The sequence below is a fragment of the Vibrio parahaemolyticus genome (assembly GCF_900460535.1).
Classification (GTDB): domain Bacteria; phylum Pseudomonadota; class Gammaproteobacteria; order Enterobacterales; family Vibrionaceae; genus Vibrio; species Vibrio parahaemolyticus.
Genome location: NZ_UHIL01000001.1, coordinates 1,787,422 through 1,813,023, shown reverse-complemented (window position 1 = coordinate 1,813,023; position 25,602 = coordinate 1,787,422). Strand labels below are relative to the sequence as shown.

General features: G+C 44.1%; 21 protein-coding genes. 7 read left to right on the top strand and 14 right to left on the bottom strand.

Annotated features, from left to right (window positions below):
- Positions 1–215 precede the first annotated feature (215 nt).
- The 5 genes from potA (at position 216) to DYB02_RS08880 (ending at position 5,447) form a co-directional block, all read left to right on the top strand.
- Positions 216–1,409 carry a spermidine/putrescine ABC transporter ATP-binding protein PotA gene (potA, locus tag DYB02_RS08900; RefSeq protein WP_005477641.1) on the top strand — a complete coding sequence of 398 codons (1,194 nt, stop codon included), beginning with the start codon at positions 216–218 and terminating at the stop codon, positions 1,407–1,409.
- A complete protein-coding gene (gene potB, locus DYB02_RS08895; protein ID WP_005457403.1) occupies positions 1,390–2,250 on the top strand; it encodes a spermidine/putrescine ABC transporter permease PotB in 861 nt (286 codons plus the stop codon). The genes potA and potB overlap by 20 nt, the downstream gene beginning before the upstream one ends.
- Entirely contained in the window at positions 2,250–3,020 is a 771-nt protein-coding gene (gene potC, locus DYB02_RS08890; protein ID WP_005389180.1) for a spermidine/putrescine ABC transporter permease PotC, read from the top strand. The genes potB and potC overlap by 1 nt, the downstream gene beginning before the upstream one ends.
- A gap of 106 nt (positions 3,021–3,126) precedes the next feature.
- A complete protein-coding gene (locus DYB02_RS08885) occupies positions 3,127–4,158 on the top strand; it encodes an extracellular solute-binding protein (protein ID WP_017448550.1) in 1,032 nt (343 codons plus the stop codon).
- Positions 4,159–4,409: 251 nt separating this feature from the next.
- The gene (locus DYB02_RS08880; protein ID WP_005453907.1) at positions 4,410–5,447 is read left to right on the top strand and encodes an extracellular solute-binding protein; all 1,038 of its coding nucleotides are present in this window, start codon (positions 4,410–4,412) and stop codon (positions 5,445–5,447) included.
- 74 nt (positions 5,448–5,521) lie between these two features.
- On the opposite strand, the gene cobB is transcribed toward DYB02_RS08880, so the two are convergent.
- Positions 5,522–6,247 carry a Sir2 family NAD+-dependent deacetylase gene (gene cobB / locus DYB02_RS08875; RefSeq protein WP_005495034.1) on the bottom strand — a complete coding sequence of 242 codons (726 nt, stop codon included), beginning with the start codon at positions 6,245–6,247 and terminating at the stop codon, positions 5,522–5,524.
- 120 nt (positions 6,248–6,367) lie between these two features.
- Between cobB and DYB02_RS08870 the strand changes: the two genes are divergently transcribed.
- On the top strand, positions 6,368–6,547 hold the full coding sequence (locus DYB02_RS08870; RefSeq protein WP_005453881.1) for a hypothetical protein: 180 nt from the start codon (positions 6,368–6,370) through the stop codon (positions 6,545–6,547).
- A 73-nt stretch (positions 6,548–6,620) separates the two neighbouring features.
- Here the strand turns inward: DYB02_RS08870 and DYB02_RS08865 are convergent, their stop codons facing one another.
- The 12 genes from DYB02_RS08865 to DYB02_RS08810 form a co-directional block, all read right to left on the bottom strand.
- Positions 6,621–7,841, bottom strand: a complete 1,221-nt coding sequence (locus DYB02_RS08865) for an ammonium transporter (RefSeq protein ID WP_029804058.1) — start codon at positions 7,839–7,841, stop codon at positions 6,621–6,623.
- Positions 7,842–8,180: 339 nt separating this feature from the next.
- Positions 8,181–8,735 carry an imm11 family protein gene (locus tag DYB02_RS08860; protein ID WP_021449073.1) on the bottom strand — a complete coding sequence of 185 codons (555 nt, stop codon included), beginning with the start codon at positions 8,733–8,735 and terminating at the stop codon, positions 8,181–8,183.
- Between the two features lie 2 nt (positions 8,736–8,737).
- Entirely contained in the window at positions 8,738–12,925 is a 4,188-nt protein-coding gene (locus DYB02_RS08855; protein WP_029804057.1) for an RHS repeat-associated core domain-containing protein, read from the bottom strand.
- A 507-nt stretch (positions 12,926–13,432) separates the two neighbouring features.
- Positions 13,433–13,849 (bottom strand): membrane protein, encoded by a 417-nt coding sequence (locus DYB02_RS08850; protein ID WP_005479430.1) that lies wholly within the window; start codon positions 13,847–13,849, stop codon positions 13,433–13,435.
- A complete protein-coding gene (locus tag DYB02_RS08845; protein ID WP_015296735.1) occupies positions 13,833–14,885 on the bottom strand; it encodes a formate dehydrogenase subunit gamma in 1,053 nt (350 codons plus the stop codon). Before DYB02_RS08845 ends, DYB02_RS08850 begins: the two co-directional genes overlap by 17 nt.
- A 14-nt stretch (positions 14,886–14,899) precedes the next feature.
- The gene (gene fdh3B / locus DYB02_RS08840; RefSeq protein WP_005453840.1) at positions 14,900–15,508 is read right to left on the bottom strand and encodes a formate dehydrogenase FDH3 subunit beta; all 609 of its coding nucleotides are present in this window, start codon (positions 15,506–15,508) and stop codon (positions 14,900–14,902) included.
- An 11-nt stretch (positions 15,509–15,519) separates the two neighbouring features.
- The gene (locus DYB02_RS08835) at positions 15,520–18,375 is read right to left on the bottom strand and encodes a formate dehydrogenase subunit alpha (protein ID WP_025503774.1); all 2,856 of its coding nucleotides are present in this window, start codon (positions 18,373–18,375) and stop codon (positions 15,520–15,522) included.
- 10 nt (positions 18,376–18,385) lie between these two features.
- The gene (locus DYB02_RS08830) at positions 18,386–18,586 is read right to left on the bottom strand and encodes a twin-arginine translocation signal domain-containing protein (RefSeq protein ID WP_005396171.1); all 201 of its coding nucleotides are present in this window, start codon (positions 18,584–18,586) and stop codon (positions 18,386–18,388) included.
- Positions 18,587–18,659: 73 nt separating this feature from the next.
- Positions 18,660–19,286 (bottom strand): TorD/DmsD family molecular chaperone, encoded by a 627-nt coding sequence (locus DYB02_RS08825; protein WP_024703673.1) that lies wholly within the window; start codon positions 19,284–19,286, stop codon positions 18,660–18,662.
- A 9-nt stretch (positions 19,287–19,295) separates the two neighbouring features.
- Complete coding sequence (locus DYB02_RS08820; protein WP_029804056.1) at positions 19,296–20,957, bottom strand: 4Fe-4S dicluster domain-containing protein; 1,662 nt, start codon at positions 20,955–20,957, stop codon at positions 19,296–19,298.
- A 308-nt stretch (positions 20,958–21,265) separates the two neighbouring features.
- Entirely contained in the window at positions 21,266–21,895 is a 630-nt protein-coding gene (locus tag DYB02_RS08815; protein ID WP_029804055.1) for a DUF3306 domain-containing protein, read from the bottom strand.
- Positions 21,885–22,349 (bottom strand): DUF3305 domain-containing protein, encoded by a 465-nt coding sequence (locus tag DYB02_RS08810; RefSeq protein ID WP_005396177.1) that lies wholly within the window; start codon positions 22,347–22,349, stop codon positions 21,885–21,887. The genes DYB02_RS08815 and DYB02_RS08810 overlap by 11 nt, the downstream gene beginning before the upstream one ends.
- Positions 22,350–22,664: 315 nt before the next feature.
- On the opposite strand from DYB02_RS08810, the gene DYB02_RS08800 reads away from it, so the two are divergent.
- Complete coding sequence (locus DYB02_RS08800) at positions 22,665–23,498, top strand: formate dehydrogenase accessory sulfurtransferase FdhD (protein WP_005396179.1); 834 nt, start codon at positions 22,665–22,667, stop codon at positions 23,496–23,498.
- A gap of 362 nt (positions 23,499–23,860) precedes the next feature.
- On the opposite strand, the gene DYB02_RS08795 is transcribed toward DYB02_RS08800, so the two are convergent.
- Positions 23,861–25,453, bottom strand: coding sequence for an ABC-F family ATPase (locus DYB02_RS08795; protein WP_005453913.1), 1,593 nt, complete (start codon positions 25,451–25,453; stop codon positions 23,861–23,863).
- Positions 25,454–25,602: the final 149 nt, after the last annotated feature.

The window sequence follows — 25,602 nt, the reverse complement described above, 5'->3', positions numbered from 1 at the left end:
TCCTTGCAATATCTACTATTTGGTTGATAATTGACCACTCACAAAACTATGAAATTGAAAGCAATTGTTGCTAATGACAAAGCCCTACCAAACTGTGTTTAAAAGGCAAATAACCTCTTAAAAACAGTATGGTAAGGAATGATTACTTTTGCCTGCAAAATTTTTTCTGTTTCAAGATAAGAAAATGCTTTAATTTCACAATTTTGGTGATTATGATGCGCGCCTCAAAAGTGAATGACTTATGTCACACTAATTGGCGTAAACCCAATTTTAACGTGGGAGAAATACAGACGTTGAACGCTAAACAGCAAGCAGGAAAGCCAGTTATTCGTTTATCTGGTATCAGCAAAAGTTTCGATGGAAAGGAAATCATCGGTAATTTAAATCTTGATGTTAATCATGGTGAGTTTCTGACGATTCTTGGTCCATCTGGTTGTGGTAAAACGACGGTTTTACGCATGATCGCTGGTTTTGAAACGGCAGATAACGGTCAAATCGTATTAGATGACCAAGATGTAACGCAAGTTCCTGCAGAGCATAGGCACGTCAACACGGTATTCCAGAGTTACGCATTATTCCCTCACATGACCGTATTCGATAATGTGGCATTTGGCCTACGCATGCAAAAAACGCCTGCGGCAGAAATCGAACCACGCGTAATGGAAGCGCTACGTATGGTCCGTCTAGAAAAAATGGCGCAGCGTAAGCCGCACCAACTTTCTGGTGGTCAGCAACAACGTATCGCGATCGCGCGTGCGGTTGTAAATAAGCCAAAAGTACTGCTACTTGATGAATCGCTTTCTGCTCTTGATTACAAACTTCGTAAACAAATGCAGATTGAGTTGAAACAACTTCAGCGTCAACTTGGTATTACCTTTATCTTTGTTACTCACGATCAGGAAGAAGCTCTATCGATGTCTGACCGCATTATCGTTATGCGCGATGGTGTTATCGAACAAGATGGCTCACCACGTGAAATTTACGAAGAACCTAAAAACTTGTTTGTTGCTCGCTTTATCGGCGAGATTAATGTCTTCAACGCAACAATGCTTGAACGCATTGATGAAAAACGCATCCGTGCGGAAATCGAAGGTGTTGAGTCTGTCGTTTACTACGACAAAGAAGCACAAGCAGGTGACAAACTACAAGTGCTGCTTCGCCCTGAAGACTTACGTATCGAAGAGATCAAAGAGTCTGAAGAAAAAGGCATTGTTGGTCACGTCACTGAACGTACCTATAAAGGTATGACGCTAGACTCTGTTGTCCAACTGGACTCAGGCATGCGTGTGATGGTTAGCGAGTTCTTTAACGAAGATGATCCAGATGTGGACCACTCTCTCGGCCAAAAAGTCGCTATCACTTGGGTTGAGAGCTGGGAGGTAGTACTCAATGATAAGCAAGAAGATTAATCTTCAGAACGCAATCATTACCCTAATTGTTGGTTGGCTAACACTTTTCGTGTTGGTTCCAAACCTAATGATTATCGGTACAAGTTTTTTAACGCGTGATGAAGCGAACTTAATTGAACTGACTTTTACTTTCGACAACTACCTTCGTTTACTTGATCCATTGTACGCAAAAGTGCTGATGCACTCTTTCTACATGGCAATCATTGCGACGTTGTTGTGTTTAATCATCGGCTACCCATTTGCCTACATCGTGGCGAAAATGCCTGAGAAATGGCGCCCGTTTATGCTGTTTCTTGTGATTGTACCATTTTGGACAAACTCACTTATCCGTACTTACGGTTTGAAGATTGTTCTTGGCACACAGGGCATCTTGAACAAGTCATTAATGGCAATGGATATTATCGATAAGCCATTGCGTCTTATGTATACCGAAACAGCGGTAATGATTGGTCTTGTCTACATTTTGCTTCCGTTTATGATTCTGCCTCTGTATTCGGCAATCGAGAAGCTAGACAACACCTACATTGAGGCTGCAAAAGACTTAGGCGCAAGCAAACTGCAAACCATCACAAAAGTGATCTTGCCGTTAACGATGCCTGGCATTATTGGTGGCTGTTTGTTGGTACTTCTTCCTGCGTTAGGTATGTTCTACATCTCCGACCTTCTAGGCGGAGCGAAGAACCTATTAATTGGTAACGTAATTAAGAGCCAAGTATTAAACGCTCGTGATTGGCCATTCGGTGCGGCAACCAGTATCGCACTTACTATTGCAATGGCAATCATGCTGTACGCCTACTACAGAGCAGGCAAACTATTGAATAAGAAGGTGGAGCTAGACTAATGGGACGTACAGTTAGATTTAGCTTTATGGCGCTGGTATATGCATTTTTGTATCTACCAATCATCGTATTGATCGTGAACTCATTTAATGCCAACAAATTTGGTATGAAATGGGGCGGGTTTACAACCAAGTGGTACGAAACCCTAGTGAACAATGACAGCCTTATGCAAGCAGCGTGGCATTCACTTAATGTCGCGGTGTTTTCTGCAACAGCTGCTACTATTATTGGTAGTTTGACGGCCGTTGCCCTATTCCGTTACTCCTTTAAAGGTAAAGGTGCGGTAAACGGCATGCTGTTTGTTGTAATGATGTCACCAGACATCGTGATGGCAATTTCATTGTTGGCGCTGTTTTTAGTTTTAGGCGCGCAGCTTGGTTTCTTTACTCTATTGATTGCGCACATCACATTCTGTTTACCATTTGTCGTGGTAACCGTTTACAGCCGCTTGAACGGCTTTGATGTGAAAATGTTGGAAGCTGCAAAAGACCTTGGTGCAAGTGAATGGGTTATCTTAAAACAGATCATCCTTCCTCTTGCGAAGCCAGCGGTTGCTGCAGGTTGGTTACTAAGCTTTACTCTGTCTTTAGACGACGTAATTATCAGCTCGTTTGTAACAGGCCCAACATACGAAATCCTACCATTGAAAATTTACTCGATGGTTAAGGTGGGCATTTCACCGGAAGTGAATGCCCTAGCAACGGTCATGTTGATTGTATCTTTGGTTCTTGTAGTAATTTCTCAGTTGCTAGCAAGAGAAAAAGTAAAGTAAAATCCGCATCCGTTAACATCACGAAACAGAATGGTTACATGCCATTCTGTTTTTCTATCTACCGTCCAAAATGATTTGGACAACGTTTGGTTTGGAGCTAACGTCAATGAAAAAATGGGCTACTCTATTAGCTGGTAGTGCATGTGCGCTTTCTCTGTTCTCAGGTTCAGCGGCAGCGGACGATAAAGAATTGGTATTTATGAACTGGGGTCCTTACATCAATAGTAATATCCTAGAGCAATTTACTAAAGAAACAGGTATCAAAGTGATCTACTCGACTTACGAGTCGAACGAAACTTTGTACGCAAAGCTAAAAACTCATAACCAAGGTTATGACCTAGTCGTACCTTCAACTTACTTCGTAGCAAAAATGCGCGATGAAGGTATGCTACAAAAGATCGATAAGACTAAGCTGAAAAACTTCGGCAACCTAGATAAGAACTACCTAGATAAGCCTTACGATCCAAATAACGACTACTCTATTCCACACGTTGTTGCGATTACAGGTCTAGCAGTTAACGCTGATATGTACGATCCAAACGACTTCCAAAGCTGGGCAGACCTATGGAAGCCTGAGCTTGAAGGTCAAGTAATGCTAATGGACGATACTCGTGAAGTATTCCACATTGCCCTACGTAAATTGGGTTACTCAGGTAACTCTACAGATCCAAAGCAAATCGACGAAGCATACGCTGAATTGCAAAAGCTGATGCCAAACGTTCTAGTATTTAACTCTGATAACCCGGGTGCACCATACATGTCTGGCGAAGTTGGCGTTGGTATGCTTTGGAACGGCAGTGCGGCTGCGGCGCAAAACGAAGGTCTAAACCTTAAGCTAGTCTTCCCTAAAGAAGGCGGTATTGGCTGGGTTGATAACTTCGCAATCTCTTCTGGCGCGAAAAACGTAGAAGCAGCGCACAAAATGATCGACTTCCTACTACGCCCTGAAATCGCAGAGCAAATTTCTCGTGACACTGGCTACCTAACCGCCGTTACAGAATCAAACTCGAAGTTTAAAGACGTAGCACCGCTGTTCCCTTCTCAAGAAGATCTTGACCGTGTTGAATGGCAAGACTCGGTTGGTGATATGACAGTGAAATATGAAGACTACTTCTTGAAGCTGAAAGCGGGTCAATAATCTGATCTTGCCTACTAAGGCATCGACTAACTGAAAATAGGCAGCGATACGCTGCCTATTTTTGTAATTGACTGATATAATTATGCGTTGCTAGGTTTATTTAGCTCAGTTTCACAGAATTATCGCTTCTCTAAAAAAGGCTCGGTATAAATTGATTTAAATAAACGGGATTGTGCTTATTGCGATTTGGCTCAACTTAATAACTGCGACTAGTATTGATTTGTCCAATCGCTAAACAAAACGGAAAACAAATGAAAAGTAAATTCTACGCAAGCGCTCTATGTGCAGCGACGCTAATCGCTACCCCTGCAATGGCGGCTGATCAAGAACTGTATTTCTACAACTGGTCGGAATACATTCCAAACGAAGTTCTTGAAGACTTTACAAAAGAAACTGGCATCAAAGTTATCTACTCTACATACGAATCTAACGAAAGTATGTACGCGAAGCTAAAAACGCAAGGTTCTGGTTACGATTTGGTAGTACCGTCTACCTACTTCGTTTCTAAAATGCGTAAAGAAGGTATGCTGCAAGAGATCGACAAAAAGAAACTTTCTCACTTTAGCGATCTTGACACCAACTTCCTAGATAAACCATTTGATCCAAACAACAACTACTCTATCCCTTACATTTGGGGTGCGACGGGCATTGGTATCAACGCAGATATGCTAGATAAATCGTCTGTTTCTAAATGGGACGATTTCTGGGATAGCAAGTGGGAAGGCCAACTAATGCTGATGGATGACTCTCGTGAAGTCTTCCACATTGCATTAACAAAGCTTGGTTACTCACCAAATACAACGAACCCAGATGAAATCAAAGCAGCTTATGAAGAGCTGAAAAAGCTAATGCCAAACGTATTGGTATTCAACTCTGATTTCCCAGCAAACCCTTACCTTGCAGGTGAAGTGTCTCTTGGTATGCTTTGGAACGGCTCTGCTTACATGGCTCGTCAAGAAGGTGCGAATATCGACATCATCTGGCCTGAAAAAGGCACCATTTTCTGGATGGACAGCCTAGCAATTCCAGCTGGCGCGAAAAACGTAGATGCTGCTCATAAGATGATCGACTTCCTACTACGCCCTGAGAACGCCGCTAAGATTGCACTAGAGATTGGTTACCCTACTCCAGTTAAGACGGCACATGAGCTGCTACCAAAAGAGTTTGCTAACGACCCAAGCATCTTCCCTCCGCAAGAAGTAATGGACAGCGGTACATGGCAAGATGAAGTTGGCGAAGCGAGCGTAATGTACGATGAGTACTTCCAAAAGCTAAAAGTAAACAACTAATTCGTTAGTTTTAAAGATGTGAAAAAGCGGCTCATGAGCCGCTTTTTTTGTATCTGATAGTTGGGTTTAAGTTTTTATGCTTTCGTGTCCAAAGCAAGAATTTCATCAACAAGCTTCGGTACTTCAACGCTTGCTTTACCATAGCGTTTTTCTTCAAATTCACTTTCAACCGCACTTGGCTCAAGGTTAATTTCTATAGTATGAGCGCCATGCATTTTAGCATCATGCACAAACCCAGCGGCCGGATAGACGACGCCCGAAGTACCGATAGAGACAAACAAATCAGCTTCTTCCAGTGCTGCGTATATCTCTCCCATTCTCAGTGGCATTTCGCCAAACCACACAATGTGTGGGCGCATTTGTGATGGAATTTGACAACAATGGCAAAGCTCACCAGTTTTTATATCTTCGGTATGTTCAATAACTTGGTTAGATTCACTACATCGAGCCTTAAGTAACTCACCGTGCATGTGAATCACATTTTGGCTGCCACCTCTTTCATGCAGGTTATCAATATTCTGCGTAATGACCGTCACCTTTCCCTCTAATTCCGCTTCAAGACGGCCAAGAGCAAGATGCGCAGCATTCGGTTTGATCGCTTCATCCTGAAGCTTTTGACGGCGTTGATTATAAAAACTCTGAACAAGGTCTGGATCTCGAGCAAAACCTTCAGGTGTTGCTACATCTTCAATTCGGTGATTCTCCCACAGGCCATCTTGGGCTCGAAATGTTTGAATACCAGATTCAGCCGAGATACCTGCTCCAGTAAGTACTACAATATTTCTATAAGGGAAATTCATAACTTATCCTTGTTGTTCTTTTTCATTAGCTTAACACTGAAAGAATAGCAACTGTAGTAATATGGATTAGACCATGGTCGTAATGGTCACTATTAGAATTACATTTTGAGAGGAATCGCAATGAGACAAGTATCTCTGGCGCTTATATTACTTACGACTTTAGCAGGCTGTCAGCTGACAAATGTGGAAGGTGAAATTGACGACGTAAAAGTAAAAGTCAGCACAAATGATGACAATCATGGGCCGCATGGCAATGGTAGCTTTTGCCCTCCTGGTCAAGCTAAAAAAGGCAACTGTTAAAACGGCTTGTATATCGGTTTGAAGCAAATAGTTTAAAAAAGAGCGGCATCAAACCGCTCTTTTTTCGATTAAATTAGTCTTCGTTAGTAGATGATATTTTATGAATCGCTAAATCCGCACCATTAAACTCGTCTTCTTCTGAAAGCCTTAAACCTGTTAGAGCGTTGATTGCGCCATAGACCACAAGAGCACCTAAAACCGCAATGGAAATGCCAAGAAATGTCCCTAAAACTTGAACCGCGAAACTAACACCGCCCATTCCACCAAATCCACTTTGACCAAAAACTCCTGTAGCGATCCCGCCCCAAGCACCACATACTCCATGCAAAGGCCACACACCCAGTACGTCATCGATTTTGGTTCGGTTTTGCAGGTATGTAAACAGATACACAAACAAAACCCCGGCAACGGCACCTGTCACTAATGCACCAAGCGGATGCATTAAATCTGACCCCGCGCAAACCGCAACCAAACCGGCCAAAGGGCCATTGTGAATAAAGCCAGGGTCATTTTTACCCGCAAGTAATGAAGCTACGATACCTCCAACCATTGCCATCAACGAGTTCATCGCCACTAAGCCACTGATTCCAGAAAGAGTTTGAGCGGACATAACGTTGAAACCAAACCAACCAACACAGAGAATCCAAGCCCCAAGTGCCAAAAATGGGATATTAGATGGAGCGAAGTTCGTATGCTTTCCTGCGCGGATACGACCTCTACGCATCCCTAAAAAAGTAACAGCCACCAGCGCAATCCATCCACCAACGCCGTGCACAACAACCGAACCTGCAAAATCGTGAAAGCCATAACCAAAGGTGCTTTCAAACCAAGCTTGAACACCAAAGTTTCCGTTCCAGATCATTCCTTCAAATAGTGGGTATACGACGCCGACAGTGAAAAATGTTGCGATTAGAATCGGATAAAAACGAGCTCGCTCCGCGATACCACCAGAAACAATAGCAGGAATCGCCGCAGCGAAGGTCAGTAAGAAAAAGAACTTAACCAACTCGTAGCCATTATCTTGAGATAAGGTTTGAGCATCAGAAAAGAACGTGCCGCCATAAGCAACCCAATAACCAATAAAAAAGTAAGCAATCGCAGAAATACCAAAATCGGCAATAATTTTAACGAGTGCGTTTACTTGGTTCTTTTGGCGCACGGTTCCCACTTCAAGAAAAGCAAAACCAGCATGCATCAAAAAAACCATGATGGCACCCAATAATAGAAAAAGTGTATCGGAACTTTGTGTGAGAGTTTGTACAACGCCATGTACCTGATCAGCAGTTACACTCATTATGTTTATCTCCGTTATTTGTAGCGCACTCATCCTGTGCATCAAAGTTAAACTCATCACCAATTTGGTGAATGAAATTCACAAAGCGTCTAACACAGCAATTACCGTTCCATAATTTACTCTTCTAACAATTAGGTTTTAATTCATTGTTTTATAAAGCCTTAAATGAAATCAAAAACATTTATTTGTATTGATTTTATCTATTCAAATGCACCAATGTAGGGTCTACGCACCATTATAATGCGCACAACATGTACGCGTTTAATTAGTAAACTCTGACCATAAACGCAAAAAAGCCACCTCATAAGAGATGGCTCAAAACAAACTACCCGCGGAGATCTAAAAAGGACGCCATTCACTTTCTGACTTAAATGCCACTCCAGAAAAACCTTTATTCTCGATTAGTTCCGCCAGTTTTTCATCAACACATAACAACCACTCGATAGCATCCAATTGAAATATAGTTTTCTGCGTTTCAATGTCTTTCTTAAGGACAACTCGATCAATTGAATCAATCTCTCCATCAAACTCACTAAATATTGAATGATTTCTGTCCAGTAAGTCGCAAATCGCAAGAACATTTAAAAAACAGTATTCACCAAAATTTTTACCGTGGTAATTAACCTCAATCGGTAGGAATTCAACTTCACTCGTTTGTGTGTGCTCAGAAATTAAATCAGCTAACCGTCGACTCACGATTAATAAAGGACCACTAAGAAAACTATCCGCAGGCTTGTCATCTGATATGACATCAATAGTAACGTTTGGCCATTTGTCTCCTAGGACAACGCCTCCCGTCAGATTCAACCCTCTTAATACACTAGGCTCCGTTACTTTGCCTTGAGTAAAATCGGAATCTCTCTCTACCTTGTTGGTCCAAATTTTAAGTGTCATTACTACTTCCTACTTTTCCAGTGCGGATCATCCAATTGCAATCGAACTTCATTCTTTTCCAGAGCATTCCTAATTCTACTTTCTGTTTTTCCAATTTCATCTACAAGAGTCATATCATCGATAAAACCACGATCATACTTAGTTTGCAACGTTCTCATTTCTCGTCGAACTAAAGCATCAGCTGAACCTTCGTGCCTTGCACTTAGATGTCTACCCACGTGTAAAGGAAGACCTGTTTCGACAGATGTTTCAATATTAGTCGGAAGTGCAATCCCGTTTGTACCTCTGTTAATGTTGTAACCAAGTTCGGCAGCTCTATGCATTACAGGATATTCCTGAGCAATATTGATACTAATTTGATGGTGTCCAGCATGGTTTGCAGGTACCCCGCCAACTATTTCGTTATTTAACTTAAGCCCACAATCTCTGTCTAAAGAACCGCCATTAGGATTCGCAACACTCCCACTTTGGCTTTTATTCAAGGGGATGATTTGGACAATTTCTTCTATGCCTACAACATATTGAACTTTGCGTTTAATACCATCTGAATAATTGATATGGCGATAAAAAGTAATCTCGTTTTTCTTGCAATCAATATGGTCTAAATCGTATTCATATCGAATATTGTTTTTACCATTGGGTTTGCGGATTTTGACTTGCGAGCGAACACCATCTTCTCCGACGGATGACTCTTTTGCCGCCTCTAAAATCTGATCGCAAACCTCTTGGGGAACGTTGTTTTGCGCCTGATAATCAGCCAGCATTTGCTGTAAGCGTTTTAGCCCTTCTTCACAAAGGAAACCTGTTGGGTCAATCCACTGGATAGGATTGACTGCATATTGGTAATGGTTAATGCCACCAGCAATAGATATCGGGTCTTGTTGGATAAAACGTCCTAGCTTAGGGTCGTAATACCGAGCGAGGTTGTAATGTAAGTTGGTTTCTTGGTCGAAATACTGTCCCTGAAAGCGAAGTGGATTTCTCACCTCTTCAACGTCTATAGAAGCAAATCCATGGACATCATAACTTGCACTCCAAACGATATTTCCGGCACTGTCTTTTAGTCGTTCCGGTTTACCAACCTGATCACATTCATACAAATAAATTGAGCCATTTTCTAACACAGCCAATGGGATGTAGGTTTCTGGTTGATATAAGTACCAACGAAAGCCATCGGCAGTGCGTTCTCCGAGTAAACGCTCACCTTCCCAAAGAAACTCCGTGATACCATGTTGAGTAATTTTCTTTGTTCTACGGCCTAATGCATCATATTCATAGTGACTAATACTCGAATCACCATGTACTTCTACCAGTTGATTTAATGCGTCAAACACACGTTTTTGAACCGTGCCATCGCCTTCTCGTTTAACTTGATTACCTTGTTGGTCGTATTTGTAATGAACACCTGCATAAGCTTCAATGCGGTCACTCATTACCTTAGAATCAGCCAAAGCGGGATTTCCAAAGCTATCTGATTCAAATGTTGAAGTCGAACTGGCTTCACTAACCTTTGTAACGTGCCCGAGGGTATCGTACTGATAGTGAGTTGCCCCTGCAGTATTATCTAAAATTGAAGAGATTCGGTTCTGTGCATTGTATATGTATTTTTTTTCTCTACCTGACCATTGCTGCTCGACTAATCGACCGACACCGTCATAAAGTTTGCTCTCTCTGAAACTCTCAGTTTCAGTGACAGAAAGCCTCCCCATAACATCATATTGGAACTCAATTTTTGGTAATGAGTCATCGCTAAACCGGATTTCGGAAAGCCTACCATTGGTGTCGTATGAAAAGTTAAGTGACGTCTTGTCAGGTAAGGTTTGCGAAACACGCTGTCCGACTCGGTTAAACTCTTCACCGATTTCAAATTGACCTTGAATACGCTTAGTTAAATGTCCAAATGAGGAATATTGATACTGTAGAGTTTGATGACGATTAGAGGCTAAAGTCAGTCTTCCACCTAACGTATAGTTAAAGTGATTCTCAACAATATTTTTTCCATTTCCCGCTTTAATATGCTGAAGAAAGCCAGCATCGTCATAGCTGTATAAAACGGTCCTATCTGCAACATCTTTTCGGATGATTCTTCCCATAGAGTCGTATTTGAATTGGCTGTGTAGCCCATCAAATCCAACGGTACCTGATAGTAAACCTTCACTGTCGTACAAAAACTCAAACGCTAGACCATCACTTCGAACTAATTTCGTTAGGTTACGTTGTTGATCGTACTCGTAGGAAATATGGCTGCCATCAGGGAAGATTACCGCTTCTTGTTGAGCCAAAGCTCCCCATTGATAAGACGTGACACCTTCTGGTGTGTGTATCTGTGCAACACGACTAAACTCGTCATAAGCGTACTCTTCACTGTAACCGACTTTGTCTTCGTCGTTGAAATATCTTATCGATGTGCGGCGTCCGTAATCATCATAGGAAATCTGGGCAACACATCCATCGGGATACGCAATCCCATTAACTAAATCGGTAGCGCCATAACTGTAGCGAAGTAAAGTGCCATCTACTTCATGAGCGACTAATCTTTGTTGTTTATCCCACCACCAACGGCTCTTCTTACCATCTTCAGACTCTCTCTTTACGACTTGACCATGTTTATCGTATTCATACTCCGTTACGCAACCTAGAGCATCGATATCCCACACTCGTTGGCCAAGACTGTTGTAATAGGCCTTTTCAAGATCACCATCAGGAGATACCGTTTTTACAAGCTTACCTAAGCTGTCATAACCATATTGAATTTGAGCACCGGAAGAGTGCAGTTTGGAAATTAATTGGCCTTGCTGATTGTACTGGTACTGTGTTGTCGAGTTATCTGGGAATACCGCTTTCTCTTTACGCCCTAAATGATCATAGTGCCATTGCCACGTTCTTCCTGTCGGGCTCGATTTTTCGAGCAGATGACCTTGCTCATCATGAATGAAAGTCCACTCATTATCTAAAGAGTCAGAATAAGAGGACTTTGCACCCTCATAATGGAATCGATAATCATAAATACCTGAGTCACCAAAGTTTCTAATGCACTTAGCACTCGAGCCTTCTCCCGACCATTCAAAGTGATGCGTAAACCCTGTTGGTCGAACACGTTTGGCTATCAAATGTTGGTCTTGATACTCATATCGCTCAGTCAAACCCAAATCATTCGTCGCACCAACAAGATCGTCTTGCTCGTCATAGATATATGTTGTTAATACTTGTTCTGTCTTTGCGTTCAGCAATTCAACAAGGCGCCCTTGTTTATCATATTGACACTCAAGAACTGGTCGCTTGTTATGTGCAACTTCTACTAGGCGGTGGTTTCTTGAATAACGAAGTTGGAACGTCGAAAAGATTCCATTGCGGATTTGTTTTAATAGCCAAATGTCTTCTACCAACTCAAAACGATATTGATCACCACTAGAGAGAGTGACAATTCGTGTATTTGGATTTAGGAAATGACAGCTTGCTCCGACATAGACTTGATAACTTGTTGAACCATGCTCAACTGGTTCAAATTCAATCTCGTCAGCAGAATCACTTACAAATTCCCATGAGGTGACGTTGTGCTTTTCATCTGTGACTTCTTTCAGTTCAAATTGAAAAGCATGTCGCCAACCGTAACCAAGACCTTGATTTCGGGAAGCTTTGGATGAGCGATACGTTCTTGACCAAACGAAGCCATTGGGAAGCTCTACATCATTGAGTGTTAATATTTCTTCGCCCGTTACTAGAGAAACCGGATCTCCCGCTTTTTCATGACATTCGCTGCCCGTCTGTAAAGGCTTTGCAGAGGCTGAATTCTTAGCTTGGGTTTTAGAAGATGTATGTGCTTTGTTCTGCTTAGACTTTGCTTTTACTTGCTTAGGTACCGGTGTTGGTTCACTGGATATTGTCGCGTTTTTCTTTGTTTTAGGGAAACTAGCGACATAAAGAGAACCATTCACAAGTGCTTTTGCAAATACAGCCGCATAAAGCTCTGGTGTCAGTTCTTCATCCGGTACGTTTGGGGGAAACTGACCAAGTAGATGATACAACTCTTCAACACGGCTTGAGCTAAGCGGTACGAAGTCATCTAGAAACGCCTTCGCACTCTGTTCTGAGTCAAACTTTTTGTGTTCACCTTTTGGGATTGGCTGACTGGAAAAATGAAAGCTTTGACCAAGGCAGTTGGTGAGAGGGATAACAAATTGAGGAATCATAGTTGTAACGAGTGTGTCCTTTCCTATTGCCTACCACTGACTTCACAAGTTTGCTTTGTTTTCATCTAGCAGGTACTGAGAATACAAAGCAAACGTGTGAAAGCCGGATCCTTTTCAGAATTCGACTATTCCTTGACTTGAATGCACTAAGGCGAATTTGATGCTCTTTAAAAAAGAATTGCTGAGCGTCGCGTACTCTAGCGGCTAAAAATGCCTTGAGTAAATGAACAATAGTGTGAGTGAGACTGAGGTCTCAGCGATTTGCCTTTTAGAGAGCAATTTCTTTTGTTAATTTGATTCGCTCCCCAGATAACAAAATTCACCAAGAAGATTCACAATAGTCGCATGACTGAGATACCGTGTCTCACACAAGAGAAGTTGACTCAAACTATAGAACGTTATGCTCATGTCCAGCGTGTCACGACAAGCTTCTGGCTCTCCATTGCATAACCGAAGCAATAAAAAAGCCGCCCTAAATAAGGCGGCTTTGATGTTGTTGAGGTTCAATTATAGATTTGGACCTGTAGAGGGAGTATGAGGTTGATTGTTACGCAGTTGCTGCATGCCTTGGAACATACGGATGAACCAGACAAGAATAGCTAACGCAGCGAATACCATTCCGACCCAAGGGATGAAGTAAGCGATGTCTTCGATCAACGTACTTTTCACCCAATAGTCACTCACCCCGACTAGCACACCGTTAGAGGTCGCTACGGTGACAATCAGCACAACAAAAAACGTCAGGTAGAGGAAGAAGGTACGAATCAGACCGTAGTAATGAGAAATCACTACGTCGCTGTCTTCCCCCTTATCCAAACGGTAACCCGCATAGATAATTGCGATAACGCCTGAGATCAAAAACGTAAACGGGGTAAAACAACTCAGGATATACGCAATCCAAATCCCGTTATGATGTTTGTTCATTCGCTTTCGCTCCTTTCTCTGTCGTTGGTTTTGATTCTGCTTCGCCCATCGCTTCTTTAGACTTCACTTCTTCATACCAAAGATCGTGATGCTCTTTCGCCCATGTTTCATCGACTTCACCAGTCACCATGCCTTCTAACGCACCTTCCATACCGAATAGACCGATATAGATGTGGAAAATAAAGCCACAGATCAGAATCAGGGCTGAAATGGCATGAACTAGGTTAGAAAGTTCCATATCTCGGCGAGTTTGCCCAAAGATTGGGAAATCCAAAACTAAACCACTTACCGCGACAATAGCGCCAAAGAAAATCAACAACCAGTAGATGGCTTTCTCACCGCCGTTTGAGAACCCTGCTGATGGATGCGTTCCTTTGTGTTTGCCGACCATGCCACCCATTTTCATGAACCAACGAATATCCGTCATGTTTGGAATCGACTTGCGCCACCATTTCAAGAGTACAAACATCAGCAAAATGAAGAACAGTGGTCCCATGTAGTTGTGGTATTGCTTCGCCAGCATGACGATAAAACCCCAAAACTCGGTAGGAACATACGGTTTTAAAAAGTGCTTACCGTAAACCAGCATCAAACCACTGAATGCAAGCGTTAAGAATGTAAACGCCATACTCCAGTGGAGAGCGCGATCCAAGCGAGACCAGCGCTTCATCTTTTTGCCTGTACGAGGCTTACTCAGCATCAAAGGGCCAACAAATACGTAAGCCATGATAACCATCGCGATACTGCCGAAAATCGCGACAGCACCAGCAGGAGACATCCATTTCTCTTTTAGAATGTACCAAGTCTCACCAGGTTTACTGATTAATACGCCATGTTCTGGCGATTTAGACGTGGTATAACCTTCTTGCCCCTCTCTGACTTCACGCCAATAATCTGCACCTGCAAGTTGCGTTATCTCCTGTTGAACCACTTTAGAAGATTGCCCCTCTGCTGAAGCAGGCATTGCGAAAGTCAGCAGCAATGCCGTCATCATTGACAGCATTGCTAGAGACGCACGTTTAAGAGTGTTTAACATGTGCCTCTCCTTACTTAGCTTTTCGTCGCATCGTAAGAAAGATCGTTTCCGTCTGTCCAACCTGCGTTTTTCGCGCCGCGCTCTACCACACGTTGGCGGAAAATATCAGAGACTTTCTCTGCGTCACCCGCAAGTAGTGCTTTTGTTGAACATAGCGATGCACACATCGGTAGTTTGCCTTCTGCGATACGGTTCGCACCGTATTTTTGGCGTTCTTCTTCTGAACCAGGTTCAGTGTTTGGACCGCCTGCGCAGAATGTACATTTGTCCATTTTGCCACGTTCACCGAACGCTTCTTGTTTCGGGAACTGCGGAGCACCAAACGGACAAGCAAACAAGCAGTAACCACAGCCGATGCACAGATCTTTATTGTGAAGTACGATGCCGTCTTCTGTATGCTCGAAACAGTCAGCAGGACAAACCGCCATACAAGGCGCATCTGTACAGTGCATACAAGCAACAGAGATCGAGTTTTCACCCGGTTCACCGTCATTAAGTGTCACAACGCGACGACGTTGGATGCCCCATTCAAGCGCATCGTCGTTTTCGTTCTTACATGCAGTAACACAGCCGTTACACTCGATACAGCGTTTGGTGTCACATAGGAATTTCATTCGTGCCATTGTCAGACTCCTTACGCTTTACGAATGTTACATAGGGTTACTTTAGTTTCCTGCATCAAAGTAACAGGGTCGTAACCGTAAGTGGTTGCCGTGTTGGCGGCTTCACCAACAACATAAGGTTGCGTGCCTTCTGGGTATTTAGGACGTAGGTCTTCACCTTCGAACTTACCGCCAAAGTGGAACGGAATGAATGCCAAGCCAGGTTTCACACGACGTGTAACCATCGCTTTCACCTTGATTCGTCCCTTCTCTGCACCTTCAACCCAAACATCATCACCATCTCTAAAGCCAAGATCGTTCGCGTCTTTCGGGTTTACTTCAACAAACATTTCTTGTTGAAGCTCGGCAAGCCAAGGGTTTGAACGCGTCTCTTCACCACCACCTTCGTATTCAACCAGACGGCCCGAAGTCAGAACGATTGGGTACTCGCCCGATTTGTCTTGCTCTTGAATGGATTTATACAACGTAGGAACACGGAAGATTGCATCTTTGTCGTCCCAGGTTGGGTAATCCGTTACAAGGTCACGACGTGGTGTGTACAGTGGTTCACGATGCAGTGGTACGCGGTCTGGGAACGTCCAAACAATCGCACGCGCTTTCGCGTTACCAAATGGGATACAACCGTGCTTGATCGCGACACGCTGAATACCGCCAGAAAGGTCAGTCTTCCAGTTTTTACCCTCTGCTGCCGCTTTCTCTTCAGCAGTTAGATCGTCCCACCAACCAAGTTGTTTCAACAACTTGTCAGTGAATTCTGGGTAACCGTCTTTGATTTCACAGCCTTTCGAGTAGCTGTCTTCTGCAAGAAGGCTCTTGCCTTCGAATTCCACACCAAAGCGCGTACGGAAGTTACCGCCACCTTCTGCAACCGTCTTAGACGTATCGTACAGAATGTGTGTGCCTGGGTGTTTCATTTCCGGTGTACCCCAACATGGCCAAGGTAGACCGTAGGTTTCACCGTTTACAGGGCCACCTTCCGCTTCCAATGTGGTTTTGTGGAACGTATGCCAGTTTTGTTGGTGCGCTTTCAAACGCTCTGGGCTTTGGCCTGTGTAACCAATCGTCCACATGCCTTTGTTGAATTCACGCGTTAGGTCTTCAATCACCGGCTGGTTGTTTTCAACACGGATGTTTTTGAACAGAAGATCTGAATAGCCCAGTTTCTTCGAAAGCAGGTACATGATTTCGTGGTCTGGTTTTGATTCGAACAAAGGTTCAATCACCTGATCACGCCATTGTAGAGAGCGGTTAGAAGCGGTAACACTGCCGTATGTTTCAAACTGCGTTGTTGCAGGAAGCAGGTAAACGCCGTCGGTACGGTCGTTCATTACCGCAGCAACAGTTGGGTATGGGTCCACAATCACCATCATGTCCAACTTCTGCATCGCTTTTTTCATCTCAACACCACGTGTTTGAGAGTTCACTGCGTGACCCCAGTAGAACATTGCACGGATGTTTTCGCGTTGACGAATGTTGTCTTTGTTTTCCAGTACGCCATCCACCCAACGAGATACAGGAATACCTGCACTGTTCATTGGTTTTTGACCACCGTAAGCGTTGTCATCGAAACGACCTTTAATCCATTCGTAATCGATTTCCCACACTTTTGACCAGTGACGCCAAGCACCTTCAGAAAGGCCGTAGTAGCCCGGTAGCGTGTCAGAAAGTACGCCAAGGTCGGTTGCGCCTTGTACGTTATCGTGACCACGGAAGATGTTTGCACCGCCGCCTGATTTACCAATGTTACCAAGCGCTAACTCAAGCACACAGTAAGCACGTGTGTTGTTGTTACCAGTAGTATGCTGAGTACCACCCATACACCAAACAATACAGCCTGGGCGATTTTCAGAAAGCAGTTTTGCTGTTTGGTAAACGTCGTCTTCGCTTACGCCTGTTACGCGCTCAACTTCTGCTGGCGTCCACTTCGCCACTTCAGCACGGATTTCATCCATACCGAATACACGTTGACGGATGAACTCTTTATCTTCCCATTGGTTTTCGAAGATGTGCCACAACACACCCCAAATGAATGCAACGTCAGAACCAGGACGAAGTGAGACATAGTGATCCGATTTTGCTGCCGTACGTGTACGACGAGGATCCGCTACGACGATCTTACAGTTGTTCTTCTCTTTCGCGATCAGAATGTGCTGCATCGCTACTGGGTGTGCTTCAGCTGGGTTTGAACCAATGAACAGCATCGACTTACAGTTGTGCATGTCATTGAAAGAGTTGGTCATCGCACCGTAACCCCAAGTGTTTGCTACACCCGCCACGGTTGTTGAGTGACAAATACGCGCTTGGTGGTCAACGTTGTTAGTGCCCCAAAGTGATGCCATTTTGCGGAACAAGTAAGCTTGTTCGTTGCTGTGCTTTGCGCTTCCCAAGAAGTAAACCGAATCAGGGCCGGACTCTTTGCGGATGTCCATCACCTTGTTACCGATTTCTTCGATCGCTTGATCCCAAGAAAGCTTTTTCCACTTACCGTTTTCAAGCTTCATTGGGTATTTAAGACGGCGCTCACCGTGACCATGTTCACGCAGTGCTGCGCCTTTTGCACAGTGACCACCGGCATTAAATGGGTGGTCGAATGCAGGCTCTTGACCCGTCCAAACACCATTTTGAACTTCTGCATAAATACCACAACCCACTGAACAGTGAGAACAGATAGTACGTTTCACTTCTGTTTTCGCTTCTGGATCGACTGATTTTGCTTGCGCTTTTTTCATCATTCCCGGTGCGAATAGACTAGCACCAACCACTGCGCCACCAGCGGCAAGCGAAGTGTTTTTCATGAATGCACGACGAGATACGCCAAGCTGGTTCGTTTCTTTGCTCACACTGTCGGAGCGTTTGACAAGTTTCATCCGTTATCTCCTAAAGTGTGTCGTAGTAATCGCGAATGTGTTGAGTTTCACGATACCCTTTCTTCTTCACGTCTTTTTCAGAAGGCTCAACCGTTTCTGAAGCAACGGCCACTTTTGTGGTTCCCGCAACAACAGCACCAGCAACGGCAGCGGTTGTGAAGCCTTTTAGGAGATCCCTACGGCTTGTGTTTATTTCTTTATTATCTTTCATCATTGCTTCCTTACCTTACGGTAGATCTTTGGAGACTCATGCCTCTCTATCGATATGACCAAGTACTGCTCGATTACTCGTAATCAGTGACGTTTTTCACATCAATTTTTAATTTGCTCTTACTGCTTTTGGTGTTCACGCTAAAGCGCACTTGCTCTAACGTTAAAAACGCATCGCAAAGCTGCGCAGCTGGCTTGTAGAAGTTCACGCTTTCTGCGTTCTCTAGTTGGCGCGTAAAAGATTGGAACCAAGGGGCAATGTGTTTGTTAAACACCGCTTGTTGAAGTTCTTCCTCTTCACCCGTCAGCATTGCCATCACTTCGCACAGTGCAGAAATATGGTCTTCAGGCTCTTTCACGTTCTCTTCTCGTTCGATGCCTAAAAGTTCCAAATCGCGACGAATTTCCGCTAACGGTTTTTCCATCATCGAGCCCGTACGATGCCAAGACCCGAATGGCACAACTTCACCACGTCCAATGCCAATAAACAGATCTTGATATTCTTCTTCTAACGCTTCTCGCTGCGCTTCGTTCGCGGCTTGTTGCAGTGCGAGCCAAGCTTTTTGCATCGCGCTCTCAGACGGTTCAATTTCTAGCGATTTCAAGAACGCCAGCATTTCCTCACTTGGCGCACTACGAAAAAGCGCGGATAGAACGAGATAAATGTCCGTTCTCAGTGTTTGTTCTTGTTGTGTATCCACTGCGAGCTCCTAGTATTTCAATTGATTCATTGGATCAGCAGCCATCGACTCAAACATGTCGATCACACGACAGTCTTCACACATGGCGATGCGATTAATGGCGGCTTCATCAGAGAAATGAGAATGACCACGAAGCTTGTTTTGCAGCATGTCGATCATCGATTGCGGAGCAAAAGGCTTGTGACAGCGAATGCACTCGGCTGCCTTTTCTTCATGAATCACAACCGCTTTCTGGCGTTCTTCTTTCACCCAGTTCATACGAGGAGTAAGCGTCAGCACTTTCTCTGGACACGCTTTCTCGCACAGCCCACATTGAATGCAGTCTTGCTCGACGAATTTAAGCGACGGAGATTGGCCGTCCGTATGCAATGCACGTGTTGGACACACCGCCACACAGCTCATGCACAACGTACAATCTTTACTTTCACAAGAAACCGTGCCGTAAGGTGCGTTCGCTGGCAGTTCAACAATGTTCTCAACTGGAATACGTGATGCTGACAACGCATCCAACGCCGTAAATAGACGCTGACGTTTGTTACCTTGCAAATCACCTAATGCCAAATCAAAAGACTCGGTACAAAGTGTCGGAGCACCTTCACGTAATGACTCTAGATACAAAATGTCGATGGTTTCTTTGGCGATACCAAGTTGGTCGAGCAGCTCTTGAGCAATACCTACTTCGCTATTAAGCACACGAATAATGGTTTGAGGCATAAAACGCGAAGCCGCAAATAGCACCTGAGTAGCACCGTTCACAAGCGCGGCGAACCAAGTATCTATACCAACCGAAGGCAGTTCTTCCACCACAATTGGAATCACATTATCTGGCAGTGCTTTTAGTGCCATCACGTTGTAACTCTCGTGGCGAGAACTACAAATCAATACGATAGGATCTAAACCACCCGCTTGCTCATAGTTGGCTAGCGTACGTTCAATAAACTTTTGCGTATCTTCGGGGTTTGGCAATGCGTAATGAATAGCTTCTGTCGGACACGCTGTAGCACAAGTACCCACGCCTTGACATAGGTATGGGTTGATCTCGATGCGATGGCCCGTTTTGTCGCTGCCTTCACTCGATAGTGCCCCTGCCGGACAAGCATCCACACAACGTTCGCAACCTTTTACGCCACGAGAGCTGTGTGCACATAGATCGGTATCTAAACGGAAGAATTTCGGTTTATCGAACGTCCCCATCAAGGTTGGAATTTCTTCCAACGCTTCAGCCAGTTTCGGATAGCCACGACCAACTGGGTAGTAGCCCGGTACTGGTACTTCTTCCGACATGCAGCTGTTTAGGCAAAGATCGAGTACGATATCGAAACGATCGCTATTGATCGCGACCTTGGCAAGATTGTTGGTCGAACCATGATTTTCAATCAGAACTTCAAACGTACCTAAGAACCCTGAAACCTGAACCGAATTGGCGTAGTAAAGCTCGGGATTTGTTCCCTTTTCGCCATCGGTAGAAAGCAGCGTTAGGCTGTTCATTTGCGACAATTGCGCTGCCGCACTTTCGATGATTGCCGTTGGACCCACAATCAAAGTATTACCGCCGCTTTCATAGCTTACGGTTGGTGGAATAAGATTGGTCAACTCTACGGTATTTTCGAAAGCGTACAGCCTCGCTTTACCGTTATTGGAAGTTGCTTGTTCTAATAATTGTTTCAGCATTGCTCAATTCCATTTATGAACATGGATAGTCTTTTCCATCTCTTAGTGTAGTTAGCGCCGGAGATTCTGCTGATTAACTTATCAATGAGCATTCTTATTCCGCCATCTATAGGCGATGAATACTACGCAGTGCGTCCGTGCTAACTTCAACCAGATTGGTATTGAGCAACAAATAGCAAATGTCATGCCAATAAAATATCAATTAAAATTCAATCACTTAGATATTTTACCGACAAATAGTAGGGATAAAAAAACCGGTTGAGACATTTTGTCCCAGCCGGTTCATTGAGTGTTTAGTCAAAATGTACCTATTCTTTGTGTGGTATATTTTGTCTCACCTCGTTAGGCGGTGACTCCTCAGCAAAAGTATCACTTTTACCAGATACTGTATTTATATACAGTTCATTTTCATCTTGGGTAATTCCGGCACTTTTTTCAGCGTTTAGTTCTGAGTCTTCAACCACCTCAGATGCGATATCGTCAGCGTTAAGTTCAGATCCTTGCGTCGTTTCAGCGTCTGGTTCTTCTTCCACTTTTTCTTTAACCCAATCACGCAGCGTCTCTGCGACGTCTTTAGAAAGTGACTTTAAGTTACTGTAATCATCATCGTAATCGTCTAGGCCATCACGCACGTTAAATTCTTCGGACAAGAACATTTTGCGCAGCGCGGCTTTCTTAACGCTTTCTGAAGCTTCAGAAACCAGCAGTTGCGCCACAGACATTTCTTCGGGCTTTTCAGTCTCTACACTCGCGGTAATGTCTGGAGACTGACTAACCTCGTTGACGTTCAAAACGTCTGAGCTTTCGTCAGCGTTTGAAAGCGCTGTGACACAATCTTCGGATTGCTCCGTCTCTGCTATCGGCGTGATCTCTTCATCATGTTGGGAAGATTTTTCTAATTTACGTTTCGACCAACGGCTTAAAAAACTAGTTGCCATTTGCTCTGCCCGCTCCTTTGCGTTTCTTACGTCTTACTTCTAACAACTCACCGTGGCGACCGATGAAGGCTTCCATCCAAGCCTGAACGGCTAACGGCATATCGTTGGATAGTACAAGGTTGTCGCCATCCATATATTGCGCCGCGACAGATTGTGAAGCCGTTAGTAGCTGTATCGCTGGTTTTTCACCAGACTCGACGTTATCCATCACTAAAAAAAGTTTAGGTTGCTGAGAGCTTAAGTTAAAGCGGTAGTCTGTACGCTCGTCTTTGTGCAATTGCAACAGACAAACATCTGGAGTCTCTTCTGTCGGATTTAGCGCAAATCCCGTCAACTGCCATTGGGTTGTCACCCAAATCCCTGTACTGATCTCATGCTCAACAAGCTCTACGCCAATTGGCCATGCGTCTTCAGTCTTCTCGTAATTGTTCTCGAAATCTTTCTTATCCGACATAACTCACCCAGTTTTTCTATTTTGGTCTGAAAACTCACAGGACATTTTGACCTTGGCTTTCAACCATTTCATCGCTACAAAGCAATAACCGCGCCAAATCAATCCTATACACAGCGCTATACTCAAGTACCAAAGTAGTTGAAACTCAAATTTATTGATGTGTCATTACTGCGATATCGCAGTTTTAATGCATTGTTGACATAAAACCTCGCAATTTTTATGGGAACCGCTATTTTGGAACGAGATTTGCTTTGCTAACCACTTCGCAAGCTAAATGCGTAGCAACCTAACGCTCTTAATCACTAGGACACGACTGTGCTGAAACCAAATATTATTAAAACCAGTGAAAATCCCCTGCAAACCATAGAAGTCGATGTGTACGACGAGTACGGCGAAAAGCTCACGAAGCAAATCGCTTGCGAGCGTCCTCTTACGGTCATGCTGAACTGGAAAGAAGTGGTCACGCTCATGACGCTAGGTTCGCGTCCAGAAGCGCTGGTACTGGGTTATTTAAAAAACCAAAGCTTCCTGTCTGATCCAGCAGCGATTGAATCCGTCATTATTGACTGGGAAACGCATTCCGCAGCGGTGATTACTAAAGAAAATACCGAACATTTAGAAGGCGCTCTGAAAAAGAAAACCGTCACATCTGGCTGTGGTCAAGGCACCATGTATGGCAACGTGATGAAACAACTTGAGAACTACCAAGTGCCTCAAGTTCCGCTTAAGCAATCAGAAATCTACTCCGCACTTGAAGCGTTGACTCATTACAACGACACCTACAAAAAAGCGGGCGCGGTGCATGGCTGTGCGGTTTGCAAAGGCAATGAGGTATTGTCATTTGTGGAAGATGTCGGCCGTCACAACGCAGTGGATACGCTTGCAGGTGAGATGTGGCTCAAAGAAGAGACCGGCGAAGATAAAATTTTCTACACAACAGGTCGCCTTACATCAGAGATGGTGATTAAAGTAGCTCAAATGGGCATTCCTGTTCTACTTTCTCGCTCTGGCGTTACTCAAATGGGGTTAGATCTAGCGAAGCAATTTGGCATTACGACCATTGCGCGTGCGAAAGGTTTGCGATTCCAAGTATTTACCGGAGCGGACAAGATTGAGTTTGATGTGAAAGGCGAAAGCGCATCTCGTTAACGAGAACATATTACAAAACCGCCGATTAGTGTAAACTTATAACGATTGGGGTAAGTAAATCATCACGTTATGAAGGCTTAACTAAGCGATATAAGCCAGAAATAGCAACGTTTGTTGTAACAATAACAACACTTGTTTTAATTGATGCTAACTACAGCTCATTCACAAAGGATGTGAACTATGGACAATGACCAACTGTGGAATTTTTTGCTCACGCCCAGTGGCATTATGCTCTCAATGATCATTACATTTGGTGTCGTCGGCATATATGCGTATCTAACCGGTCAGTTTAAGGATTAAGACCAATTAAAAAAGCCTCGCTAAATAGCGAGGCTTTTACTTTTCAAGCGCTGTATGAGTAATTACGCGTCAACGCCACGAGATTTCAAGAACTCAGAGTAAGTACCTTTGAAGTCTGAAATCTTGCCATCGCGAATTTCGATAATACGCGTTGCTAGCGAGTCTACGAACACACGGTCATGAGATACGAAGAACAACGTGCCTTTGTATTGCTCAAGCGCGGTGTTCAAAGATTCGATCGATTCCATGTCCATGTGGTTGGTTGGTTCGTCCATTAGCAACATGTTTGGCTTGTGCATCATCAGCTTGCCAAGCAGCATACGACCTTGCTCACCACCAGACAGTACTTTTACTGACTTCTTAATGTCGTCTTGACCAAACAGCATACGACCTAGGAAACCACGAACTACTTGCTCGTCGTCGCCCTCTTGACGCCATTGACCCATCCAATCCGTTAAGTTCATGTCTTCTGCAAACTCATGCGCGTGGTCTTGTGCGTAGTAACCGATGTTTGCATTTTCAGACCATTTGAACTCACCCGCACGAGGTTCAAGCACACCAGCAAGCGTGTTTAGAAGAGTTGTTTTACCCACACCGTTCTCACCGATGATCGCAACGCGCTCCCCCACTTCAAAAATTGCATTGAAGTCTGAGAACAAGTCCTCTTCAAAACCTTGGCTTAGGTTTTCAACAATCAGAGCGTTACGGAACAGTTCTTTCGACTGTTCGAAACGAATGAATGGGTTTTGACGGCTAGACGCTTTAACTTCGTCCAGTTTGATCTTGTCAATCTGCTTCGCGCGAGACGTAGCTTGTTTTGCTTTCGATGCGTTTGCAGAGAAACGCGCCACGAAAGTTTGTAGCTCAGCGATTTGAGCTTTCTTCTTCGCGTTGTCGCTAAGTAGACGTTCGCGAGCTTGAGAAGCCGCGGTCATGTACTCGTCGTAGTTACCAGGGTAAACACGTAGTTCACCGTAATCCAAGTCAGCCATGTGCGTACATACTGAGTTTAGGAAGTGACGGTCGTGCGAGATGATGATCATCGTGCAGTTACGCGCGTTTAGCGTGTCTTCCAACCAACGGATTGTATCCATGTCCAAGTTGTTGGTTGGTTCGTCAAGTAGCATGATGTCTGGGTCAGCAAACAGGATTTGCGCTAGAAGCACACGCAGTTTCCAACCTGGAGCCACTTCGCTCATCAAACCGAAGTGTTGTTCCATTGGAATACCTACAGCAAGAAGCAGTTCGCCCGCTTTTGCTTCTGCCATGTAGCCGTCCATTTCCGCGAATTGAACTTCAAGGTCAGCTACTTTCATGCCGTCTTCTTCGCTCATTTCTGGCAAAGAGTAAATACGGTCACGCTCTTGCTTCACTTCCCAAAGCTCTTTGTGACCCATGATTACCGTGTCGATAACCGTGAACTCTTCGTACGCGAATTGATCCTGGTTTAGCTTTGCAACGCGCTCGTTTGGATCGTAGCTTACGTTACCGCCTGTTGGCTCAAGCTCACCGCTTAAGATCTTCATAAAGGTTGATTTACCACAACCGTTAGCCCCGATTAAGCCGTAGCGGTTACCTTCGCCAAACTTAACTGAGATGTTTTCAAATAACGGCTTAGCGCCAAATTGTTGAGTGATATTCGCTGTGGAGATCAAAACCTTTACCTTAGCAATTTAAGTGTATTGAGAAAAAACCGGGCAACGGTACTGCTTCAAGCTACATACTTCAAGTTTTGTTTTTATTAATTAATGGGAAATATGTTTCGTTACCTGTGTTTTTCTGTACGAAAAGGCGAAAAATCCAT